This window comes from Mycolicibacterium houstonense (genome assembly GCF_900078665.2).
Taxonomy (GTDB): domain Bacteria; phylum Actinomycetota; class Actinomycetes; order Mycobacteriales; family Mycobacteriaceae; genus Mycobacterium; species Mycobacterium houstonense.
In genome coordinates, this window is sequence record NZ_LT546207.1 from 1531687 (window position 1) to 1552942 (window position 21256).

Genomic DNA, 21256 nt, shown 5'->3' on the forward strand with positions numbered 1-21256 from the left:
CTAACTGGTCTGGATGGGTGGGTGGGCGCTGCGCGCTCGAGTGGATGACGTGAACCCCGGTACGGCCGCACACAGTGTCCATACGTCGCGGCCCGAGCACATGACCGTGCGATCTGGCCGGATTACGGCGGCGGTGGCATGCCCGTCGCGTAGCCACCGTTCCAGCTCGCCCCCGGGTTCGGCAATGTGCACGACGATGCCGTGTTCTCGGAGCATGGCGAGTTGAAAGGCCAAGAGGCGCGACGTGGTGACGAGCGCGAAGCCGTTGCCCAACAACGCGTCCAGGCGCTGCCCATCGGCCAGCGCCGGGTTGGGGCACAGGGTCCCGGCAAGGTGGCGGGGTCTCCGGCTCTTGAGAACCAATGCCGACTCGTGCAGGCGGGGGGTGGTGCCGTTGGTGAGCTTGTCGCGAAGGCCGGGTATCAACCGCAGCCGGGGTGTGACGGTGCGTCGCACCATGTTTCCGACATGGCCACCGGCTGTCATCGCCCACCCCATGGCCAAGGCCAGGCCGATCATGCTGCGCGCGTGTGGTTTCCGTTCCTGGTGGTAGGTGTCCAGCAGCGACTCGGGTAGATCTCCGTTGACCACACCGGCGAGCTTCCACGCCAGGTTCATCGCGTCACGCAGGCCCGCCCCCATGCCCTGCCCGATGAACGGCGGAGTGAGGTGGGCGGCGTCGCCGAGGAGGAACACATTGCGGTCCCGCCAGCGGTCGGCGATCTGTGCGCGAAAGGTGTACTCGGTGACCCGCACGAGCTCGAAGTCGTCGTCGGGGAGATCGCCGAGCCATGGGCCGATCAGGGGGCGAAGGGTCGCCAGGGTGCTGAAGTCGGCTGCGGTCTCCGAAGGGAACAGCCGAAATTCCCAGCGGTAGCGGTTGAGCCCTATCCGCATGTACGTCGCAGCCCGGACGGGATCGCATACCTGGTGCACACCATCCCACTGATCGAGCTCGGCCTCGGTGACCACGTCGGCCACCAGCCAGCGCTGCTCGAAACGCAGGTCGGCCATGGCTGCACCGATGGAGGCGCGCACGATGCTGTTGGCTCCGTCGCAGCCCAGCACATAGCTGGTTTCGACGACGTGCACCGTTCCGGTCGCACGGTCGGCGTAGGTCACCAGCACGCGGCCCGGTTCGTGCTGGGTGATGCCGGTGACCTCGGAATTGCCGCGCAGCTCCACAAGTGGGCGCTTGGCCATGTTGGCGCGCAGCAGCCTTTCCAGCTCGGGTTGGTCGAACATGTTGGCCTGGGGGAAGCCATGCCTGCTGCGGGCGGGGTCGCGGTCGAATTGTGCCAGGGTGCGGTGGTTCTGGTCGAGCAGGCGCAACCCGAGCGCTGGCCGGGATATCGCGGCGAATTCGTCGGCTACCCCGAGGCGGGCGAGAATGCGATGAATCTCGTCATCGAGGTGGACCGCGCGTGGCTGGGGATATACCGATTCCCAGCGGTCGAGAACCAGCGTCGGCACGCCGTAGTCCGCGAGCAATGTCGCCGCGGTGATGCCGGTCGGCCCCGCCCCGACGACGACAACGGGCCCGGATTTCGCTACGATGCCGGGCATTTCGGTCCTCGGCACGGCCACAACAGATCCTCGTTCACGCGTACCGCACCGAGGTGCGCTGGGTGCCGAGGTCGATGGCGCCATCGTCGGTGGCCACCGACAGTTCCACGACGTCCCCGTGCCGCAGATACTTGGGATTGCCGGCTTGACGCGCGAAGAACGCCTTCCATTTCATGGCCGGTGGCAGCAGCGATCCGATGATCTCGACAGGCTTCGGCGGCGCGCTCAAGGCCGTACCCGCGGGCGTGCCGGTCAAGACGAGGTCACCGGGACTGAGGTGTTGGAACCGGGCCAGAGACTGTAGTGCCTGCAGGGGCTTGTAGATCATGTCGCCATCGACCAGCATGTTTTGGCGAACCTCACCGCTCACCCGCAGTGCCAGGCGCAGGTCGCCGAACCGCTTGAGCTCGTCAGCCGTCAGCAAGACCAGGGCCGGGCCGACCGGCGTGAATGTCGGGTACGACTTGGCTTCATAGAACTGCGTTTGCGGAAGCTGAATGTCCCGGGCGGAGACATCGTTGGTGACGACCAGGCCGGCGACATAGTCGGCGAGGTTCGACTCGGTCACTTCGGTGCCGACGGGCAGTTCGCGCCCGATGACCAGACCGATCTCCACCTCGTAGTCGAGAAACTTGACGTGCTGCGGCTTGACGATGTCATCGAACGGCCCACTGATGGAACCCGACGTCTTGCGAAAAAAGGTGAGCGGGATGGTCTTTGGGTCCATGCCGGCGTCTTTGACGTGCGAGGCGAAGTTGGTCATCTGGGCGACCACCCGACAGGGAGCGGTCACGGGGGAGCGCAGATCGAGGCTGTCGACAGGCACCGCCTCCGCGCCACGCGCCGCGGCGTCTATGGCGGCCCGGTCGGCGAGCAGCTCGCCGGTGGTCGCGGCCGCGGTGTCGATTCGCACGGCCCCGGCGGCGGTCTGGACCCACCAGGCGTCGGCGGTGCGCAGGATTGAGATGGTCATGAGTTCGCTACTTTCAGCAGGCCGATGAGGCGGTTGATATCGAATTCGTTGTCGCCTCGCAGGGCTGCGAAGATCGACTGCGCTTCGTGCGGTAGGGATTTCGGGTTGGTGCCGAGAAAGTCCTTGCTCGCAGGTGGTCCCCACTGCGCCAGGCCCGAGGCGGTGAACGGGGCCCAACCCGGTTCAAGGGTCGAGTCGAACAAGTCGCCATCGGTGAAGTGCTCGACCATGAAGCCATCAGGATCACGCCAGTAGTCGAAGAGCTGACTGCCCTGGATGTGCCGCCCGATTCCCCAGGACCGGAAATAGCCTTGCTCCGTGAGGTATTCGCCGCCGGCGGCCAGCGCGTCCAGATCGCATACCTGATAGGCCGAGTGCACGTATCGGTTCTGCGGGCCCAGGGCCAGCGCCAGTGTGTGGTGATCAGCGGGCGTCGAACCACGGTCGCACCGAATGAAGCTCATGGTCGGTCCCCGGCTGCGCTGCCCCGGGAAGTAAAGGAAGTCACTGACGATCATGCCGAGGGTGTCGAGATACCAGTTCAGCGTCTCGAGGTATTTCGTCGACTGCATGACGAGGTGACCGAGCCGTTGCACCGTGGTCGGTTCCCGGCCCGGCCGTTGGGTGGCGTTGATGCGGTGAATCTCGTGCCCCATGTTGTAGCGATGCGGCGTCTGTGACGGCAACGGGTCGAGGGAGTGCATCCCCGACACGACGTGCACCGGCACCCCGCTCGGGTCGACCAGATCGACCGCCATGCCGCCAACGGCTGCGGGCAGCGGCCGGGTCCGTGCACCGGTCGCGGTGGCCAACCGCAGCAGGTCGGCTTCGTCGGTCGCCGCGAACGCGACTCCCAAAAACTTGCTCCGGCTGCCGCGGCGCACGATCACGCACGGTGCGGTCGAATCGCTGCCACGCAGATGCAGTTCCTCGTCGGTTCGTAGCGAGGTGGCGAAACCGAACGCGAGCGCGAACGCCTCGGCCCGCTGAAGGTCTGGTTTCTCGAATTCCAGCCAGGCGATGTCAGTCACCTTGATCACGGGGTTGCGGGAGCGCCCGCAATGCTCGCCTTTCAGGGCGCCCTGCTCGCTGTGGAGCTCGTTATGTGCGCCGACCAGGTCGTTCATCGCTGACTCCTTTTCGTCTGACGAAATCGTCACATACGACGTGACGCTCAGTCAATACGTTCTGACGAAATCCTCAAAACTGATAGCTACTGTTATTCTGAGTCGGTGAGCGCAGTGCAGGATGAGCCGGTCAACCGCCTGGAACGGCGGAAACAGCGCACCCGCGCAGCGCTGATCCAGGCGGCCCAGTCGCTGATCGCCGAGGGCAGACTCAACGTGCCGGTCCTGGAAATCACGCAGGCGGCAGACGTAGGAATGGGTTCGTTCTACAACCACTTCGACAGCAAGGAAGCGCTGTTCGAGGCAGCCGTGGCCGATGTGCTCGACAGCCACGGCGCGTTGCTCGATCGACTCACCGAGTCGATCGACGACCCTGCCGAAACATTTGCCTGCAGCTTTCGTCTTACCGGCCGGCTGTTTCGGCGCCGCCCGCAGGAGAGTCAGATCCTGCTGGCCAATGGCCTCAGCCTCATAGGCTCTGACCGCGGTCTGGGCCCACGCGCATTACGGGACATCGCGGCCGGCGTGGCCGCCGGCCGATTCACCGTTGACGATCCCAAATTGGCCCTGGCCGTCGCTGCCGGGGCACTTCTTGGGCTGGGCCAACTCCTGCAACTAGAGCCCGAACGCGACGACGCGGCGGCCGCAGATCGGGTTACCGAAGACGTATTGCGACTGTTCGGACTGCCAGCGGAGGAAGCACGTCGGATCTGTCAGCGGTCGCTTCCCGGCCTTGATATCAGTAATGAAACCCCGCACCGCGGCGGCCGGAGCGAGCTGTAATCGAACCGGGGAATGGTTACCTCGGTGGAATCTGTTGTGGCCGCTGAAGATTTGACGGCTGCATTGCGCCGTCGTACTGCCCGCGCGTGACGAGTTGGTCAGGAGACCGGCCCGATGCCATTCAAGTCGTGTCGCCGCAGTGGTGTTCGAACACACTCCAGCGGCTAGGAAGCGAATGCGAGCGTCCATTCCGCTCGCCTTGATTGTGTCCGAGGGGGGCTTGGCCACCTGCGACACGAGTTGAGTTTCTGCAATTGAGGCGGTGAACGCATCGCACCCTGGCGCCGGATACCTGTGACAGGTCGATCTTGAACGTCGACGGAACCCACTTCGGGCTCCGCCACCCTCGGCGAAGGGTGCGGCGTTAATGCCAGCTTCGTGCTTGGCCTGGCTGCTGGCGCGGCTGCCGGGTTAGTAGCGCGATGAGGCAACCGGCGGCGAGTACACCGACGGTGACGGCGAAGCCGATGCCGGCGCTGCGTAGTCCCCAACGGTCGGCGACCAGGCCTTCGCCGATGACGGGTAGGGAGATGGCGATGTAGGCGACCACGAACAGTGCTGAGCTGACTTCGGCGCGCCGATCGGCTGGCGTGGCCTCGGTGACGGCAGCCAGGCCGCGGCTGAAGCTGATGCCTTGTCCCGCACCGGAAATGATGGCGGCGACGACGAGTCCGACGAGTGAAGTGGCGACCAACGCCGCCGTCAAGGCGATCATGCCGATCACGAGAGTTGCGCAGCCCAATGCCATCGCGCGTTGGGGCTGCATCCGGTTGGCCGCTACCTGAGCCACCGCTGAGGCGAGGAAGCCACAGCTGGCGACGACCCCGGCCGCGGCGTGGTTGTCGATGCCGATCATGGTGGAAAGGAATGACGGTGCTAGCGCGGCGAACAGTCCCATGCACGCAAATCCCGCGAGGGTTCCGATCGCCGCAAAGGCGAACGTGATACGCACTTGGGCAGGAAGTCGTGGCCGCTGTATTCCGAGATCTCCGGTTTTGGATGATGTTTCGGGCACGCCGAAGACGGCAAGGCCTGCCGCCCCCACGAACACGATGTGCATCACGAATGCCACCTGCAGCGGTGCGGGGCAGTACTGCACGAGCACACCGGCCAGCAAAGGCCCGGCGCCCAGCCCACCCACGTTGGCGATGGTCGCGATCGCGGCGGCCCTGGTCCGCCATTTCGCCGGTGCGGCTTCGATGATCGCTGCGGTGGCAGTGCCGGTGAACAAACCTGCCGACACCCCGGACAGTACGCGTGCCGCCACCAGAGCCAGGACGGTGTCGGCAAGCAGGAACATCACGCCACTGGCTACCGCGGCGACGACGCCGCCCAGCAGCACTGGGCGGCGACCGATCGCGTCGGACCAGCGTCCGAAAACCACCAGCGCCCCCAACACTCCACCGGCATAGGCCGCGTAGATCATTGTGGTGGTGAGGACGGTGAAACCCATCGTGGTGGCGTAGAGGGCATACATCGGGGTGGGCAGCGTGGTGCCGGCCATGATGACAGCGAACGCGTACACGAGCATCACTGTGACCGCACCGCCGCGGCCCCTTGGCTTTTGTCCCTCCGACGTGAGCGCGTGTGCAATCATGGCTGCTTCGACGGCGCTCACGTCGCGATGACTGGCGCCATGGATTGCGCAGCGGCGCTGGTGGTTTCGGCGATGTTGTGAATGGCGATGTGGCCGATGTAGCCGTCCGGCCGAATCAGCAACAACGTGTCTCGGGACAACCCGTAGATCTCGGCGAGTTGTCCGGTCGGATCGGTGAACACATCGTCGGGTATGTCGCCCCTGCCATCGGTGTCGACGATGAGGCGCATGAGTTGCGCGCCGGCGGCGGGCCACTCGAGTCCGGCCAAGGCATCGGCGGCATGTGGACCGAAGGCCAGCGCGGTGAAATGCGGTCCGCGGTAAGCGTCGAACAGTCGCGCGCGGTGGCCGTCAGCGTCGACGACATCGGCATTCGGCGCGCGGTCGCCGACGCGCAGCGTCGCGGTGTGGTCCGCGGCCAGGGGTGCCAGTGGCCCGCCGTGGTAGGTCAGGGCGAGTTGTTTTTCGTCCTTGCCGCGCCGGATGCTCGACGGGTCGAACCTACCGATGCCTTCGTACTTCTTCGTAGACAGGCCGAGCACGCCTGCGGCGATCGGCCGGCGTTCGTGTTCATAGGTGTCGAGGAGTCGGTCGTCGGCTCCGGCCAGGACTTGGCCGAGTTTCCACCCCAAGTTGTAGGCATCACCGATACCGGTGTTGAGGCCCTGGGCGCCGGCTGGGGTATGCACGTGGGCGGCATCTCCGGCCAGCAGGACGCGGCCGCGACGGTAGTTCGCCGCGAGGCGGATGTTGGGGCGAAACACCGATTGCCACCGGATGTCATGCAACGTGAGCCGTTTGTTTCGGGTGTGCGCTTGAATACGCGCGTTGATCTGCGCGAGGTCTTGCGGCGGTTGTTCGTCGGGCGAAAGCCGGACCATCCACTGGAATGTGTCGCTGTGCGGCAGCGGACAAGCACCGATGAATCGGCCCCTGAGGCCGGGCCACACATGCCAGTACTTGCGCGACAGCCCACCCGAGACGGCGGCGTCGACGATGAGGATGCGGTCGGCCTCGTCGGTGGATCCGCCGAACTCGACACCGAGAATCTTGCGGACCCGGCTGGCCCCGCCGTCGGCTCCGACAAGGTACCGCGCGGTGATGTCTTCGCCACCATCGGCAGTCGAGACGTGTGCGGTGACATGGGTGCCGTGGTCGGTGAACTCCGTCAGCTCTGTGCTGAAATCGACGCGCCCGCCCAAGGATTCGAACCGGGTGTGCAATGCGCGGTCGGTGCGGTGCTGTGGAATGAGCCAGGTATCGGGGTAAGGGACATCGGGGCCGCGCTTTCCCTTGGCCATCATCCGGAATGGGATGGTGAACGGACCGAGATGGATGCCCATCGGCGGGTACAGGGCGCCGTGATTGATGACGTCGGGCAGGGCGCCCAGATCGTCGAGTATCTCTAGGGTGCGCGGCTGGATGCCTTTGGCGCGTGAACCGTCGAAGGCATGGGGTGCTTTGTCGATGAGGCGTACCGGCACGCCCCGGCGGGCGAGGTCGATTGCCAGGGTGGTGCCGGCAGGCCCGGCGCCGACGATCAAGACGTCGGTGGTGCTGTTTGTGGTCATGGGTCAAGCCGATCGGTCGAAGGTGTCGTAGAACGTCGCAAGTTTGTCGGCGACAACGACGGGACGTTCGAAAGGAGCCATGTGGCCGCAGTCGTCGATGACGTGGTGTTGGCTGGGCTGCAGCAGGGTACGGACCTGGTCCAAGCTGTTGATGGGAGTGACGTGGTCGTCGCGGCCCCAGATCAATTGGATGGGCAACGCAAGCGTGCCGGTTTGCCCGTAGAGTTCGGCGCGGTCGAACAGCCCAAAGTTCCGTAGCGTCTGGAAGAAGGCGTAGATCGAGCCTTCGTACCGGTAGGCGTCACCGACCATGACCGACAGTTGCGCGGCGCGCTCGGGGTCGGCGACGTTGTGTCCCAGATGCTGCTCGAGGATGCGACGGCCCACGCGCCTGGCGATGACGCCGGCGGTGATGTCATTGCCCAACAGTAATTTCTGGATCATCGGTTGGCGGCTGAGCCCGGCTGGGCCCACCAGGGTCAGGGTGGCGGTGCTGGCGACGTGTTGGCTGACGTATGCCATGGCGATCAGCGCGCCCATCGACGTGCCTACGACGTGGCATGGCGCAGGCACCTGGAGGTGCTCGATGAGCTCGCGCAGTTGGCGGACAAATAGCGCCTCGTCGTAGCGGGCGACTACACGGTCGGAATAGCCGCGCCCGTAGCCGCTGTAGGCCAGGGTCCGGAGCCCGCGAGCGTGCAACTCGACGGCCAGCTCGTCCCAGTAGAACAACGGGATGGTCAGCCCGCCGGCCAGGACGACGACGTCGCCACCGTCAGGCCCGGCCAGTTCGTAATGCGTTACGCCATCGGACAGACGGATGTAGTCACCACGCAAGGTGCGCCGCGTGGCTTCATCGAGTCGGCAGTCTTCTCCGGCTGAGACGAAGTACTTCATTTGGCGTTCCTCGGCTGGAGGGATTGCAGAAAATCGTTGATTGCGTCGGCCACCCATGCGGGGTCTTCCTCGGGGAGCAGATGCCCGCCATCGGGATGGACTTTCTCGGTGCTGCCGGCGATGTCGCGGATGAAGTGCTGGCCGTCCATGTCTACGCTGCGCAGCACCAGGGTGGGCACGGTGATGCCGGGAATCTCGGCGCTGCGGTCAGGTTGGTCGGTGGTGAGGAAGTCGACGAACGCCGAGCGGTTGCCCGGCCGGTTCCACAGCCGGTGCGCGCGCTCCACCATGGCGGCGTCGACGATGTCGGAGTTCGGTCCGACGGCTTGGCGCAGGCTGCGCTCGACGGCGCGGCGCGGCATGAACCGTCGCAACAGTTGACCGACAATGGGGTTGCGCGCCAGTGCCATCGCGGCAGGCAGTTCCTTGTCCGGGTAGCCGGTCGCATTGATCAACACCAACCCGGTGAGCTGCAGGTGCTCGGGGCGATCGAGGGCGAGGTTCCAGGCGATGTTGCCGCCCAACGAGTTACCAGCCACCGCGCATCGCGCGACGCCGATGGTGTCCAAGAAGCGTGCGAGCGCCGCGGCGTAGGTGGCGACCCTGTAATCGCGGTCGGGGCGCGGCCCCGTCACGCCGAAACCTGGCAGATCCGGCCGAATCACGTCGAAGGTACCCCACAGTCGTTGCGCGACCGCCTCCACCCCGTGCAGCGACGAGGCGCTGCCGTGCAGTAGCACCACCGTCGGGCCCGATCCGGAGCGCTTGTAGTGGATCCGCATGCCGTCGACCGCGGCGAACAGCGAGTCGGACTGCACATCGATATCTCGAAAATTCATAATGGATACAGCGTTGCCGTTATTGCAGCGGTTGTCAAGAGTGGTCATACTGAGCCGCGTGAGCACGTCACCTTCAAGGCCCGAGCTGACGGAGGGGAGCCCGCGGCGTTCCCGGGGTCGTCCGCGGCTGCCGCTGGACCGGATCATCGCGACCGCCACAGCGCTCCTCGACGAAGAAGGCGCCGACGCGCTGTCGATGCGCAACCTGGCCCAGCGACTGGACTCGGGTACCGCGACGTTGTACCGGCACTTCACCGGACGGGCGGACCTGGTCGCCCAGGTGATCGACAGCGTGTTGGCCGAGGCGCACGTCGACGATGCGACGCTGGACGCCATGACATGGCAGCAAGCCTGTGAAGCATTGGCACACGGTCTGTTTGATGTGTTCCGACGCCACCCTCACGTCGCGCCGCTGCTGGTCGAGAAGATTCCGATCGGACCCAATGCGATGGCCCAGCGCGAGCAGACGATCGCACTGCTGCTCAAATCGGGCTTTGCGGCACCGTTGGCCGCGCAGGCGTGCGCCACGCTGGCGCGCTACGTGGTGGGATTCGCGACACAGCTGTCCCCGTCTGGCGCCAACGCTGCGGATCAGGGCGAGGTCTGGCAGACCCTCGACCCGCAGGTATTTCCCGCCACCGTCAGTGTGGCCGATCATCTACCCGTACCGCTCGAGCGAGAGTTCGCCTTCGGTCTCGAACTCCTCATCAACGGCTTGAGTCAACTCGCGCCGAAGCCGACTGCGCGCAAGAGGCGTTGACACCGCTCCCTGTTATCGGACACACTGTATCCGTTAATGGTTAGTGGGAGGCAAGCGGTGGCGCGAATATTGCTACGCGGTGCGCAGGTGATCACCATGGCGCCGCATCGTCCCGACACTGAACGCATCGACGTCCTCGTCGAGGACGATCGCATCGCGGCGATGGGCGACCACCTCGATCCGACGGGCGCAGACGTTGTCGACCTCGAGGGCCGCATCGTCGTTCCCGGACTCGTCAACGCCCACCTGCACACCTGGCAGACGGCGCTACGGTTCGCCGGCGGAGACTGGTCGCTGCTCGAATACCTGGCCCACACTCACGGCCACGTCGCGCGCAGATACGACCCCGACGACATGCACATCGGGACAATGGCCGGTGCGCTGAACCAAATCGGCTGCGGCACAACTACTGTGGGCGACTGGTGTCACAACTGCCTGACCCCAGCCCATGCCGACGCCGCTATCGACGCATTGAACACTGTCGGCATCCGTGCAGTCTTCTTTCACGGCACACCTCACGGCGGTCCCACCAAACCCCATGACGTGTCCGAGATCGACCGCCTCCTTGGCGGTCCCATCGCGAGAAACCCTCTACTCACGCTGGGGATGGCAATCAAAGGCCCGCAACTCTCCACACCTGACGTGGCGATCGCGGATCTGCGGGCCGCCGTCGACCGCGGCCTGATCGCATCGATGCATCAGAGCGCCGGAACGTCAGGACGCGGTTGGAATGCCGTCGGCGCTGCTGGCCTGTGGGGCCCACACGCCAACATCGTGCACGGCACCGGTCTGGCCGACCAATGGGTCAAGAAACTCGCCGGCGTCGGAGTCACCTTCACGACCACACCGGAAAACGAACTGGGTCAAGGCCATTGCACGGCAATCACCGAAAGACTGTTGCATGCCGGCGGGGCGCCGTCACTCGGCACCGACACCGAAACGGCCGTATCTGGTGAAGTTCTCACCGCTGCCCGCATCACCTTGGCCCACCAACGAGGACTGGCCCACGAGCAGGAGTTCCACCGCACCGGGCTGAGCGCGCCCACCGCAGGGCTCAGCAGCAAGCAGGCGTTGTCGTGGGCAACCGTCCACGGTGCGCGCGCGCTCGGCCTGTCTGACAAGGTCGGCCACCTCGCACCCGGCATGCAAGCCGATCTCGTCGTCATCGACGCCCGCGCACTGAACCTGTGGCCGGCCCACGACCCGATCGCCGCGGCGTTGCAGGCGAGCATCGCCAACATCGAAGCGGTCATGATCGGCGGGCACTGGCGCAAACGCCACCACACACTGGTCGACACGGATATCGACGAAGTCAAAGACCGTCTGCAGCAGTCCGGCGAACGCTTCGCCCACAAGATCCGCGCAACCGGTCCGCTGGCCCGCATACGACGCCGCGTCGTACGCACGGTCGTGCGCCGGCACCTTCGTCGCCAAATCCGCTCCGGTGACTAGCGGCATCGACTGACATCTCCAGCGAGTGACGGCGACTGCCGACTCAATTCGTGTCGCCTCAAGTGTGTGCCCGAGGGGTTGGTTCGTACAGTCGGGTCAAAGGCTTGTCGTCAGATGGTCGAGGTCGGCGGTGCGGATTCCGTTGTAGATGGGCATGCATGGCTCGGGAAAGTCCTGGACGATGTCGGCGCCTCGCTCGGTGAGTTCGTCGAGAAAATTCGGCAGGTGCTGCATGGCTCCGGTGGGCAGGTCGTGAATGACTACGACGCTCCAGTCCTGGTGGGCAATGTCATCGAGGCATCGCTGCACCCACTGGTCGGGCTGGTCCCAGTCGTGCGGCACGCTCGTCCACAGCACACAGGTGTAGTCGTGCCGTTGCAGGTAGTCGATCGCGGCAGGATTAAAGACGCGTCGGCCCAGCACGCCACCGCCGGCGTAAGGCCGGAACAACTTCACCGGTCGGGCCAAAGTGCCGATGATCTCTTCTGCATCCCGAATTTCTCGGGTGACTAAGGCTAGATCTGTTGGGGCATCGCCGAACTGGATGCTGTGAGTCAAGGTGTGGTTGCCGATCCAGTGACCTTCGGAGGCTGCTCGTTCCGACAGGGCACGCGCACTCGGTTCGGTGAGTTGGCCGGCGATCACGAAGAACGTGGATTTGATGTCCCGCTGACCGAGAATGTCGAGAACCTCGGCGGTCGTTTCGGTAGGGCCGTTATCGAAGGTGATGGTGACTCTCACGGCGTCCCCTTTGTCGCAACCCGCGCCCGCAGGCCCGCGATGAGCATGTCGGCGACAAACTCGGCGTGGTGTTCGATGGCGGCAGGCTCGGTCGGGTCGTGAGGTTCCAGCATGAGGGCAAACGGCACCAGGCTGAACGGCGCGGTGCCCCCGTGGGCGACCAGGAAGTGCAGGCTGCGCACATCGGCAGCGTTCAATGCGCCACAGTCGACGAGCACCTTCAGGGGCTCGGTAAGGCGAGCGTAGAGCGGCTGAACATGAACCTCGTGGAGGTAGGTGAGGCGCGCACTGGGGGTCGCGCCTTCGACGGTGACCAACCGCAGAAGCTCCGGATGGTGGGCGTGGCTCACCAGGAACCGCACGATGGTCTGACGTGCCGCCTCCATCAGGTCCCGCTCGGCCAACTCTGTGTCGACGCTGATCTGCTCGTGTACCTCGCCGAACGCGAAGTCCACCGCGGCGTACCACAGACCCTCCTTGGATCCGAACCTCTGATGAATCAGGTTGTGACTGACCCCTAGTTCACGGTTCAGCGCAGCGACCGACGTCCCGTCAAAACCATTCTCGGCGAACATCTTCAGCGCCTTGGACAAGATATCGGGCAATGCCGCCGGGGCCTCGGCGGCCGGAGGCCGGCCCTGTCGCTTGGCGGTCGTCATGTCACCCAGCATAACCGTCGATGTTGACGAACATCAACATCTGGCGATAGCCTCGGACCCATCATGTTGATGATCATCAACAATTTGCGGGAGGATGCAATGGCGCGGAAACCAAGGACACGTTCGTCGGTCCAGGTCTTCAATATCCTGGCCACGCTGGGCGGCGCAGGCCACAATTGGTTCGAGCGGTGGGCGGGTCTCGGTGTTTTCCTGGAGCCTTGGCTGGGCCGGCGGGTGACCAACGTCTTGTGGGCGGCCGCACCTCCGCTGCTGTTGCGCAGCGCCGCGCGGGGCCGTTGGCGCGGGGAGGACGCGGCGCTGGCATTCAACGCCGGCATCTCGCTGGCATCGGTGGTCGTGCACTTCATCGATTGGCCCTGGACACGGCGGCTCGGGCTGTTCCCGTGGCTCGACGAGGCCGAAGGCCTACCGCCGGAGTTGGTAGGCCCCTATAACGCGGTGTTGTGGGTCTGGGGCGTGGGGGGTGCCGGCAGCATCCTCTTCGAGACTCGCCGCGCCGACCTGAAATACGCCGTGGTCGGACTCGTCGCCGGTCCGTTGCTGTTGGCATCGGCCCGGCACCATTTCACGTGGGCGCGCGAGCAGGCTGCTGAGGACACCAGCGGCCGGTGGAGTCCGGTGTTTTCCGCCGGTGACTCGGCAGCGACGTCGCGCCGAGAGAGCTTATGCGCCACTCAGAAGGCTGAAACACGTTGACCCACGGATGAATCCGCTGACAGACACGCGACGAGGAGCTGCGAAATGCAACGCGAAGAACACATGATCGGCGACACCTTCGCCTACCGGTATGCCGGGCCCGGGGCTGACCACGTCCTGTTGGTACAGCATGGGATCGGAGGTCATGGGGGGATCTACGACAAGTTCGGGGCACACTATGCCGAACGAGGCGCCGAGATGTGGTGCATGGACGCTCCCGGCCATGGCCGATCGTGTGTCGATCGTCGTGCCGGCCAATTCACCTTGCAGGAGTGGGTGGACGCCGCGCTGAACGTGACCGAGCACATCGCCACCCACACCGGCTTGCCGGTGTTCATCAAAGGTTCGTCGTTGGGTGCAGCCGCCGCCTACTGTGCCTACGCGGCGTCAGACTCGCACGCCGGCGCAATTTTGATGGGATTCGCCATACCGTCTTCGCCACTGATTCCCGCCGACAACCCCTTTCGCTCCGAGGCGTTCAAGCAGATGACCGCCTTCTTCGGCACGGCTTTGCGGTTCGACATCGACCAATACATAAACTTCGACGAGGACTACGGGTTCCGTGGAGCGGGCGTGCAGAAACACAATGACCCGCTCAACACATGGAGTTATGACCTCGCCGCCTGGGGGTCGATCCTTCGTTATGACCCGGCCGTCGCGCTGGCCGACAACACCAAACCGATCCTGTTCGCCGTCGGGGAGAAGGATCCCATCTTCACCCCCGAGATCGCCAAGATGGTCGCCGATGCCACCGGCGGACCGGTCCAGCTACACATCCACCCTGACGCCGTCCATCAGCTGATGCTTTTCCACACCCGCGACTACGCCGATGTGGTGCACGGCTGGTGCACCAAGCAGCTCAGCTCATTGCACTAGAACCGGACCCCTCTGTCGTCTGCAAAGGAAAGCCATGAAACTCGCCAACCTGGCCGGCCGCGCCGTGTTGATCACCCCGGACGGGATTGTCGATCTCGCCAAAGCGTCCGGAGGGTCACTGCCCAGTCAACCCGACGCGGCGATCGCCAATCTCGATGACATCCGTACGTTCTATGCGACCGCGCAGCCGGAACCGAACGTCACCCTCACCGAAGCCGACCTGCTCGAAGATCTCAGCCTGCTCGGCCCACCCGCGACCGCTCCCCGGCAGATCTTCGCCGTCGGCCTCAACTACGCCGACCACAGCACCGAGACCGGCCTTGCCGTTCCCGACCAACCACTGATCTTCACGAAGTTCGCCTCTTCACTGGCCGGTCCTGGCTCAACCATTCCGCTGCCCGCACCTACTTGCGATTGGGAGATCGAGCTGGTCACGGTCATCGGCCGCGGTGGCCGCAACATCACGCCAGAGGCCGCGATGAGTCATGTGGCCGGATACTGTGTCGGCCAGGACATCTCGGAGCGGGCTACCCAGATGGAAGGAACGCCACCCCAATTCAGTCTCGCCAAAAGTCATCGAGGGTTCAGTCCAATCGGCCCGTGGATCACCACCATCGATGAACTCTCCGACCCGAGCGACCTGGCCATCATGACCACGCTCGATGACGAGATCGTCCAGCAGGCCCGCACCAGCGAGATGATCTTCCCCGTCGAAGACCTCGTGAGTCACCTGTCCGGTGTCTGTGAACTGATGCCCGGTGACCTCATCTTCACCGGCACCCCGTCCGGCGTCGGATACTCACGCACCCCACCGCGTTACCTCACTCCCGGCAGCATCTTGCATTCGGCCATCGAAGGCCTGGGCCGACTCCGCAACCCCTGCACCGCCGCCGGCTGAGGACGCACACATGCATTTAGTGACGACCATCCTGATGGGGTTACTGGCACTGCTGCTCATCGCCACCGGCACGATGAAACTGCTCAACAACGCCACCGCGCGCGGCAACGCCGATCACCTTGGGATCAGTGCCAATCTGAGCCGCGCGATCGGCATCGCCGAAATCGCAGGGGCCGCAGGGCTTATCCTCGGCATCTTCTTCGTTCCACTCGCCATAATCACCGCGACCGCGGTCCTCATCCTCATGATCGGCGCCATCGTCTACCACGCCCGCGCGCACGACAGCTTCACGGCCATTCTGCCGGCAGTACTGACCGCCGCGGCGGCCCTGGCGATCATCGTGCTGAGCACACTCAAGTTCTGACAAACAACGCACCCGTTGGTGCGCCGCGTTACAACACCTGCCGAGCCTGACTGTTTACCGGTGCATCCGTCCACGGTTCGGGGCAGCCCTACCATGTGTTCGTCACCAACCTTGAACACAAGATGGGTCTGAGGCTCTCAGCGACGTGTTAGCTGACCTCTACGGTGGCACGAGAGTGCGCCGACGCCGACCCCGATGTGGCCGCGCGGCTCACCGATCTGTTGCCCCATCGTCAAGGGTGCAGGTACTGGGCGCGCAAGGCGCAACCCCGCCCGGGCCGACACCACCCGGCCTGCGTATGGTAGCCACCTTCACCACCTCGGCATCGGAGGCCGCCACGTCGGCGCCCGGGTCCTGATCCTGGTACCACCACCGTGTCGGTCATCAGCAACACCGGCTACCACCTCATCGCCGGCCACCACATCAACCCAGACGGCAACTCCTGGCCCGAAAAACAAAAACCCCGACCAAGGCCGGGGTGATCTGTAACCAATGACTCGACTCATCACAATTGTGTCCGAGGGGGGACTTGAACCCCCACGCCCGTTAATAGGGCACTAGCACCTCAAGCTAGCGCGTCTGCCATTCCGCCACTCGGACATGCCAACCCTGCGGGGTTGGGCGCCTAAGGCTATCGGATTGTGTGCCCCAGACCCAAACCGGTGCCCCAGTGGTACGAATGTGACTGTGACTGTCCCCGCCTCCAGCGCGGACGAGGTGGTCGATCTCGTCAGCGCGCTCATCCGTTTCGACACCTCCAACACCGGTGATCCGGCCACCACCAAGGGCGAGGCCGAGTGTGCCCACTGGGTGGCCCAACAGCTGCAGGAGGTCGGCTACGAGACCGAATACGTCGAGGCCGGGGCGCCCGGACGGGGCAATGTGTTCGCCCGGCTGCCAGGTGCCGATCCGTCCCGCGGTGCGCTGATGATCCACGGGCACCTCGACGTCGTCCCGGCCGAACCCGCAGATTGGAGCGTGCACCCGTTCTCCGGGGCGGTCAAGGACGGCTATGTGTGGGGCCGCGGCGCGGTCGACATGAAGGACATGGTCGGGATGGCCATCGCGGTGGCCCGGCACTTCAAACGCTCGGGCATCGTCCCGCCCCGTGAGCTGGTGTTCGCGTTCGTCTCCGACGAGGAGCACGGCGGTACCTACGGCGCCAACTGGCTGGTGGACAACCGGCCCGACCTGTTCGACGGGGTCACCGAGGCGATCGGCGAGGTGGGCGGATTCTCCCTGACCGTGCCCCGCAAGGACGGCGGCGAGCGGCGGCTCTACCTGATCGAGACCGCCGAGAAGGGCCTGTCGTGGATGCGGCTGACCGCGCGGGGCCGGGCGGGCCACGGCTCGATGGTGCACGACGACAACGCGGTGACGGCCATCGCCGGTGCTGTGGACCGGCTGGGCCGCCACCAGTTCCCGCTGGTGCTCAACCCGGCCGTCGAGCAGTTCCTCACCGCGGTGGCCGAGGAGACCGGCTACGACTTCGACGTGAACTCGCCGGACCTGGACGGCACGATCGCCAAACTCGGCGGGGTGGCCCGGATCGTGTCGGCCACGCTGCGCGACACCGCCAATCCGACCATGCTCAAGGCCGGCTACAAGGCCAACGTGATCCCGGCGTCGGCGGAGGCCGTGATCGACTGCCGGGTGCTGCCCGGCCGCAAGGAGGCCTTCGAGCGTGAGGTCGACGCGCTGATCGGTCCCGATGTCACCCGCAGCTGGGAGCGCGATCTGCCGTCGTACGAGACCACGTTCGACGGTGATCTGGTGGATGCCATGAACGCGGCGATCCTGGCGCTGGACCCCGAGGCCCGCACCGTGCCCTACATGCTGTCGGGCGGAACGGACGCGAAGTCGTTCCAGCGGTTGGGGATTCGCTGCTTCGGGTTCGCGCCGCTGCGCCTGCCGCCGGACCTGGATTTCGCGGCCCTGTTCCACGGTGTCGACGAGCGGGTACCCGTGGACGCACTGCAGTTCGGGGCGGGCGTTCTGGAACACTTTCTGCGGAACTGCTGACTGCACGAGTCACGACGCACATGAGTCACGACGAGAGGGAACCATGAGCACATCTCCGTACGACAACCTGCCGAAGCTGCCGACGTTCACCCTGACCTCCGAATCGGTCAGTGACGGGCAGCCGTTGGCCAACGATCAGGTCAGCGGGATCATGGGCGCCGGCGGTTCGGACACCTCGCCGCAGCTGAGCTGGTCCGGCTTCCCGGACGAGACCAAGAGCTTCGCCGTCACCGTGTACGACCCGGATGCCCCGACCGCCTCGGGTTTCTGGCACTGGGCCGTGGCCGATCTGCCTGCCTCGGTGACCGAGTTGCCCGCAGGCGCGGGTGACGGCGGCGACCTGCCCGGTGGTGCGGTCACGCTGGCCAACGATGCCAGCCTCAAGCGCTACATCGGCGCGGCTCCGCCGGCCGGTCACGGCCCGCACCGCTACTACATCGCCGTGCATGCCCTGCCGGTGGAGTCCCTGGGGCTGCCGGATGGCGCCACCCCGGCGTACCTGGGCTTCAACCTGTTCGGCCAGGCCATCGCCCGTGCCGTGATCCACGGCACCTATGAACAGCACTGAGCAGAAGTAACCGCAGGGCGGGCGCGGCGGGGGCAGCGGGCAGCTGATCCCACCGCGTCGGTCAGCGACGCGAACCCGCCGGCGTGCAACCGCTCGGCGATGCCGTCGTGAATCTGCTTGGCCCACAGGCCGCCGCCGTAGATGAACCCGGTGTAGCCCTGCAGCAGGGTGGCCCCCGAGACGATCCGTTCCCACGCGTCGTCGGCCGTCTCGATGCCGCCCACGCTGATCAGCACGAGCTTGCTGCCCACGCGGCGATACAGCCGGCGCAGCACCTCCAGTGACCGGCGTGCGACCGGGCGCCCGGAGACCCCGCCCGCGCCGAGCTCGGCGACGCCGGGGGTGGCCAACCCGTCACGCGACACGGTGGTGTTGGTGGCGACGATGCCGGCCAAGCCCAATTCGACTGCCAGGTCCGCGATCTCGTCGATGTCGGCATCCGAGAGGTCGGGGGCGATCTTGACCAGCACCGGCTTGTTCGTCTCCGCCTTGACCGCGGCCAGGATCGGCCGCAACGATTCCACGGCCTGCAGGTCCCGCAGCCCCGGCGTATTGGGGGAGCTGACGTTGACGACGACATAGGCGGCCAGCGCGCTCACCAGCCGGGTGCTCTCGGCGTAGTCGGCCACCGCGTCCTGTGCCGGGGTCAGCTTGGTCTTGCCGATGTTCACCCCGATCGGCACATCGGGGGTGTGCTGGGCCAGCCGGATTGCCAGTGCACCCGCGCCCTCGTTGTTGAAGCCCATCCGGTTGAGCAGCGCATGGTCCTCGGGCAATCGGAACAGCCGGGGTTCGGGGTTGCCCGGCTGCGGCTGGGCCGTCACGGTCCCGACCTCGGCGAAGCCGAAGCCGAGGGCGCCCCAGGTGCCCAGGCCGCGGCCATCCTTGTCGAATCCGGCGGCCAGACCCATGGGGCCGGGGAAGCGCACCCCGAACACCGTGCTGGCCAGCGCCGGATCGGTGGGGGCCAGCCGTCGCGCCAGCGCGCGGCGCAGGATCGCGGGGCCGGTGACGGTGCGCAGCAGCGCGAACACCCACAGGTGAATCCGTTCCGGGGGCACCAGGAACAGGGCCCGCCGCAGTGCCGCGTAGATCACAGCGCCGGCGCCTGCGGTGTACCCGGCATCGTTGACGCGGTTTTCTTGCGGCGCAACAGCACCCGTCGGCTCCCGTCTGTATAGGCCCGCACCCGGGTCAGTTCCCAGCCGCGGTACTCCGCCTCGATCGACAAGCGGATCGAGGCACTGATCCTGGTCACATCCGGCGGCAGCCGCAGCGGGATCCAGTCGTACTCCTCGGAGCGGTCTTCGGCGACCACCTTGTCCCACCCCGGGGGCATGCGGCCCTGCTGGATGGTGGTCATGGCCGGCCCGCTGCGTCGCGGATCACCTGCACACCGGCTCCCGAGCCGGACACCACGTAGAGGGTGCCGGTCTTGTCGTCGTAGGCCAGGGAGTTCGGTTGCTGCACGGTTCGATAACGCACCTTTTCCACGGGTATGCCGGTGGAGAGATCGTAACCAATCACGGTGTTGGCCGCGGTTTGCGACACCCAGGCCAGCCGGTCGGATCCGGTCAGGCCATAGGGGGCGGCGGGCACCGGGTAGCGCTGGCGCATGATCAGCGGGTCGGCGCCGAACACCAGCAGCTCGTCACCGCGGGTATCGGCGACCAGTACCCGGCCGCGGGAATCGGCCGCCATGGTGGTGGCGCCCTCGCCGGCCCGCAGGGCCTGCGGTGCCTTGGTCCCGCTGGGATCGACGGCGGTCACCGAGGTTTGTCCGCGATCCAGCACCACTGCGGTATTGCCTTGCGTGACAAGTGAATCCACCCTGGCAAAGATCTTGAGCCGGGCGGCGACAGTGTGATCGTCGCCCAGGGTGTAGACCGCGCCGTCGGCGCTGCCGAGCACCGGTTTGCCATCGGCGCGCACGGCGATCGCGGTGAACTCGACGTCCTGCTGGCCCTCCACGTCGACTTTGCCGGCCTTGGCGCCGGCAACGTCGACGCGGAAGTACCCACCGCGGGTGGCGGCCAGCAGATTGCCTTTGCCGTCGGCGCTCAGCGCGGTGGCCGCCGGGGTCAGGATCACGTCGCGCGATGGTGCGCTGCCCGTCATCAGGGTGAGGATCGACTGGCCCTCGGGGCCGGGGGACAGCACAGCCAGCGTGCCGGTTGCTGGGTCGAACACTGCGCTGTCGGTGCGTCCGCGGAGTTGCCGGATCTCGCCGTCCGGGGTGGCGGCGACCGGCGGTGAATCCGCAGCTTGAGCGGGCTCGATGGTGGGTGGCGGGGCGTCGGCGGGATTGGACGTGCAGCCCGCGGTGAGCAGCAGGGCCAGTGCGACGAGGCCGGCGCGAACTGGCTGACCTGCAAGGATTGGGCGCAACGGATGGCTCTCGATCGGATCTGGTTGGTCGGTGACGGGCAAGAATCCAGTTTAGGCATGACCGTTCGCCAGAATTGGTCGCGTCTGCAAGCATCGCGCCATAAGTGGAGGTATGGTTCGACCATGACCCTCGCCGCAGACCGGGAACTGTGTAGCCGTGAGTTTGCTATGGAGGATATTTCCACTGGTGTGCACGCCAGCGGCTTTGGCCAAGTCGGCGACGGCCGGAGCTTTTCGTTCCACATCGAGCGCCAGCAGCTCATGATCGAGGTTTACCGCCCACGGCTGTCCGGGCCGGTGCCCGTCGACGACGACGTGGTGGCCGTGGCCTCCCGCAAACTGACCGACATCGACCTCACCGACGAACGCAGCCTGTCGGCAACGGTCCGCGATGCGGTCGCCGAGGCGCAGCCGGTGTCGCGCGCCGCTCGCTGAACGCGTTCCGCTGAGGTCGTCAC

General features: G+C 65.7%; 22 protein-coding genes and 1 tRNA gene. 10 read left to right on the forward strand and 13 right to left on the reverse strand.

Features of this window, described 5'->3' with window-relative positions; all coding sequences use genetic code 11:
* The 3 genes from mhpA to BN4332_RS07665 are packed head-to-tail and all read right to left on the reverse strand — an operon-like array spanning nt 1 to nt 3666.
* Nucleotides 1–1566, reverse strand: coding sequence for a bifunctional 3-(3-hydroxy-phenyl)propionate/3-hydroxycinnamic acid hydroxylase MhpA (mhpA, locus tag BN4332_RS07655; RefSeq protein WP_066897901.1), 1566 nt, complete (start codon nt 1564–1566; stop codon nt 1–3).
* A gap of 34 nt (nt 1567–1600) precedes the next feature.
* A complete protein-coding gene (locus BN4332_RS07660) occupies nt 1601–2539 on the reverse strand; it encodes a fumarylacetoacetate hydrolase family protein (protein ID WP_066897902.1) in 939 nt (312 codons plus the stop codon).
* Nucleotides 2536–3666 (reverse strand): 2,4,5-trihydroxytoluene oxygenase, encoded by a 1131-nt coding sequence (locus tag BN4332_RS07665; RefSeq protein WP_066897903.1) that lies wholly within the window; start codon nt 3664–3666, stop codon nt 2536–2538. The genes BN4332_RS07660 and BN4332_RS07665 overlap by 4 nt, the downstream gene beginning before the upstream one ends.
* A 105-nt stretch (nt 3667–3771) precedes the next feature.
* Between BN4332_RS07665 and BN4332_RS07670 the strand changes: the two genes are divergently transcribed.
* Complete coding sequence (locus BN4332_RS07670; protein WP_066897904.1) at nt 3772–4449, forward strand: TetR/AcrR family transcriptional regulator; 678 nt, start codon at nt 3772–3774, stop codon at nt 4447–4449.
* Between the two features lie 364 nt (nt 4450–4813).
* Here the strand turns inward: BN4332_RS07670 and BN4332_RS07675 are convergent, their stop codons facing one another.
* From BN4332_RS07675 to BN4332_RS07690, 4 genes are all read right to left on the reverse strand, one after another.
* Entirely contained in the window at nt 4814–5980 is a 1167-nt protein-coding gene (locus tag BN4332_RS07675; RefSeq protein ID WP_066897905.1) for an MFS transporter, read from the reverse strand.
* Nucleotides 5981–6063: 83 nt separating this feature from the next.
* Nucleotides 6064–7617 (reverse strand): FAD-dependent monooxygenase, encoded by a 1554-nt coding sequence (locus BN4332_RS07680; protein WP_066897906.1) that lies wholly within the window; start codon nt 7615–7617, stop codon nt 6064–6066.
* A 3-nt stretch (nt 7618–7620) separates the two neighbouring features.
* On the reverse strand, nt 7621–8571 hold the full coding sequence (locus BN4332_RS07685) for an alpha/beta fold hydrolase (RefSeq protein WP_235654043.1): 951 nt from the start codon (nt 8569–8571) through the stop codon (nt 7621–7623).
* Nucleotides 8511–9353, reverse strand: coding sequence for an alpha/beta fold hydrolase (locus BN4332_RS07690; RefSeq protein ID WP_066897908.1), 843 nt, complete (start codon nt 9351–9353; stop codon nt 8511–8513). Before BN4332_RS07690 ends, BN4332_RS07685 begins: the two co-directional genes overlap by 61 nt.
* A gap of 58 nt (nt 9354–9411) precedes the next feature.
* Between BN4332_RS07690 and BN4332_RS07695 the strand changes: the two genes are divergently transcribed.
* Entirely contained in the window at nt 9412–10113 is a 702-nt protein-coding gene (locus BN4332_RS07695; protein WP_308208408.1) for a TetR/AcrR family transcriptional regulator, read from the forward strand.
* 57 nt (nt 10114–10170) lie between these two features.
* A complete protein-coding gene (locus BN4332_RS07700; protein WP_066897909.1) occupies nt 10171–11565 on the forward strand; it encodes an amidohydrolase family protein in 1395 nt (464 codons plus the stop codon).
* Between the two features lie 96 nt (nt 11566–11661).
* Here the strand turns inward: BN4332_RS07700 and BN4332_RS07705 are convergent, their stop codons facing one another.
* On the reverse strand, nt 11662–12306 hold the full coding sequence (locus BN4332_RS07705; protein WP_066897910.1) for a polysaccharide deacetylase family protein: 645 nt from the start codon (nt 12304–12306) through the stop codon (nt 11662–11664).
* The gene (locus BN4332_RS07710; protein ID WP_066897979.1) at nt 12303–12965 is read right to left on the reverse strand and encodes a TetR/AcrR family transcriptional regulator; all 663 of its coding nucleotides are present in this window, start codon (nt 12963–12965) and stop codon (nt 12303–12305) included. The genes BN4332_RS07705 and BN4332_RS07710 overlap by 4 nt, the downstream gene beginning before the upstream one ends.
* A gap of 63 nt (nt 12966–13028) precedes the next feature.
* On the opposite strand from BN4332_RS07710, the gene BN4332_RS07715 reads away from it, so the two are divergent.
* Genes BN4332_RS07715 through BN4332_RS07730 form a run of 4 tightly spaced genes read left to right on the forward strand, consistent with a single transcriptional unit; the run spans nt 13029 to nt 15820 of the window.
* A complete protein-coding gene (locus BN4332_RS07715; RefSeq protein WP_066897911.1) occupies nt 13029–13682 on the forward strand; it encodes a hypothetical protein in 654 nt (217 codons plus the stop codon).
* A gap of 45 nt (nt 13683–13727) precedes the next feature.
* Nucleotides 13728–14558, forward strand: a complete 831-nt coding sequence (locus tag BN4332_RS07720; protein ID WP_066897912.1) for an alpha/beta hydrolase — start codon at nt 13728–13730, stop codon at nt 14556–14558.
* Between the two features lie 34 nt (nt 14559–14592).
* Nucleotides 14593–15456, forward strand: a complete 864-nt coding sequence (locus tag BN4332_RS07725) for a fumarylacetoacetate hydrolase family protein (protein ID WP_066897913.1) — start codon at nt 14593–14595, stop codon at nt 15454–15456.
* 10 nt (nt 15457–15466) lie between these two features.
* Nucleotides 15467–15820, forward strand: coding sequence for a DoxX family protein (locus tag BN4332_RS07730; protein WP_074133008.1), 354 nt, complete (start codon nt 15467–15469; stop codon nt 15818–15820).
* Between the two features lie 514 nt (nt 15821–16334).
* On the opposite strand, the gene BN4332_RS07735 is transcribed toward BN4332_RS07730, so the two are convergent.
* Nucleotides 16335–16420, reverse strand: a tRNA-Leu gene (locus tag BN4332_RS07735).
* Nucleotides 16421–16507: 87 nt separating this feature from the next.
* On the opposite strand from BN4332_RS07735, the gene BN4332_RS07740 reads away from it, so the two are divergent.
* Nucleotides 16508–17842, forward strand: a complete 1335-nt coding sequence (locus BN4332_RS07740) for a M20/M25/M40 family metallo-hydrolase (protein ID WP_066897915.1) — start codon at nt 16508–16510, stop codon at nt 17840–17842.
* Nucleotides 17843–17885: 43 nt separating this feature from the next.
* On the forward strand, nt 17886–18410 hold the full coding sequence (locus BN4332_RS07745; RefSeq protein WP_066897916.1) for a YbhB/YbcL family Raf kinase inhibitor-like protein: 525 nt from the start codon (nt 17886–17888) through the stop codon (nt 18408–18410).
* Here the strand turns inward: BN4332_RS07745 and BN4332_RS07750 are convergent.
* From BN4332_RS07750 to BN4332_RS07760, 3 genes are read right to left on the reverse strand one after another with little or no spacing between them, the layout of a single operon-like run.
* Nucleotides 18395–19504: a quinone-dependent dihydroorotate dehydrogenase gene (locus BN4332_RS07750; RefSeq protein WP_066897980.1), complete on the reverse strand. Its 1110-nt coding sequence runs from the start codon at nt 19502–19504 to the stop codon at nt 18395–18397. The genes BN4332_RS07745 and BN4332_RS07750 overlap by 16 nt on opposite strands.
* Complete coding sequence (locus BN4332_RS07755) at nt 19504–19773, reverse strand: DUF5703 family protein (protein WP_066897917.1); 270 nt, start codon at nt 19771–19773, stop codon at nt 19504–19506. The genes BN4332_RS07750 and BN4332_RS07755 overlap by 1 nt, the downstream gene beginning before the upstream one ends.
* Nucleotides 19770–20798 (reverse strand): YncE family protein, encoded by a 1029-nt coding sequence (locus BN4332_RS07760; RefSeq protein WP_066897981.1) that lies wholly within the window; start codon nt 20796–20798, stop codon nt 19770–19772. Before BN4332_RS07760 ends, BN4332_RS07755 begins: the two co-directional genes overlap by 4 nt.
* Nucleotides 20799–20921: 123 nt before the next feature.
* Here BN4332_RS07760 and BN4332_RS07765 point away from each other — a divergent pair, with 123 nt between their 5' ends.
* Complete coding sequence (locus BN4332_RS07765; RefSeq protein WP_066897918.1) at nt 20922–21233, forward strand: hypothetical protein; 312 nt, start codon at nt 20922–20924, stop codon at nt 21231–21233.
* Nucleotides 21234–21256: the final 23 nt, after the last annotated feature.

Excerpts from the sequence above, each read along its gene's own strand:
- BN4332_RS07765 (WP_066897918.1), top strand. The coding sequence starts at position 20,922 with ATGACCCTCGCCGCAGACCGGGAACTGTGTAGCCGTGAGTTTGCTATG.
- BN4332_RS07745 (WP_066897916.1), top strand. The coding sequence starts at position 17,886 with ATGAGCACATCTCCGTACGACAACCTGCCGAAGCTGCCGACGTTCACC.
- BN4332_RS07675 (WP_066897905.1), bottom strand. The coding sequence starts at position 5,980 with ATGCTCGTGTACGCGTTCGCTGTCATCATGGCCGGCACCACGCTGCCC.
- BN4332_RS07660 (WP_066897902.1), bottom strand. The coding sequence starts at position 2,539 with ATGACCATCTCAATCCTGCGCACCGCCGACGCCTGGTGGGTCCAGACC.
- BN4332_RS07680 (WP_066897906.1), bottom strand. The coding sequence starts at position 7,617 with ATGACCACAAACAGCACCACCGACGTCTTGATCGTCGGCGCCGGGCCT.
- BN4332_RS07720 (WP_066897912.1), top strand. The coding sequence starts at position 13,728 with ATGCAACGCGAAGAACACATGATCGGCGACACCTTCGCCTACCGGTAT.
- BN4332_RS07690 (WP_066897908.1), bottom strand. The coding sequence starts at position 9,353 with ATGAATTTTCGAGATATCGATGTGCAGTCCGACTCGCTGTTCGCCGCG.
- BN4332_RS07665 (WP_066897903.1), bottom strand. The coding sequence starts at position 3,666 with ATGAACGACCTGGTCGGCGCACATAACGAGCTCCACAGCGAGCAGGGC.
- mhpA (WP_066897901.1), bottom strand. The coding sequence starts at position 1,566 with ATGCCCGGCATCGTAGCGAAATCCGGGCCCGTTGTCGTCGTCGGGGCG.
- BN4332_RS07725 (WP_066897913.1), top strand. The coding sequence starts at position 14,593 with ATGAAACTCGCCAACCTGGCCGGCCGCGCCGTGTTGATCACCCCGGAC.
- BN4332_RS07755 (WP_066897917.1), bottom strand. The coding sequence starts at position 19,773 with ATGACCACCATCCAGCAGGGCCGCATGCCCCCGGGGTGGGACAAGGTG.
- BN4332_RS07730 (WP_074133008.1), top strand. The coding sequence starts at position 15,467 with ATGCATTTAGTGACGACCATCCTGATGGGGTTACTGGCACTGCTGCTC.
- BN4332_RS07710 (WP_066897979.1), bottom strand. The coding sequence starts at position 12,965 with ATGACGACCGCCAAGCGACAGGGCCGGCCTCCGGCCGCCGAGGCCCCG.
- BN4332_RS07715 (WP_066897911.1), top strand. The coding sequence starts at position 13,029 with ATGTTGATGATCATCAACAATTTGCGGGAGGATGCAATGGCGCGGAAA.
- BN4332_RS07685 (WP_235654043.1), bottom strand. The coding sequence starts at position 8,571 with ATGGGTGGCCGACGCAATCAACGATTTTCTGCAATCCCTCCAGCCGAG.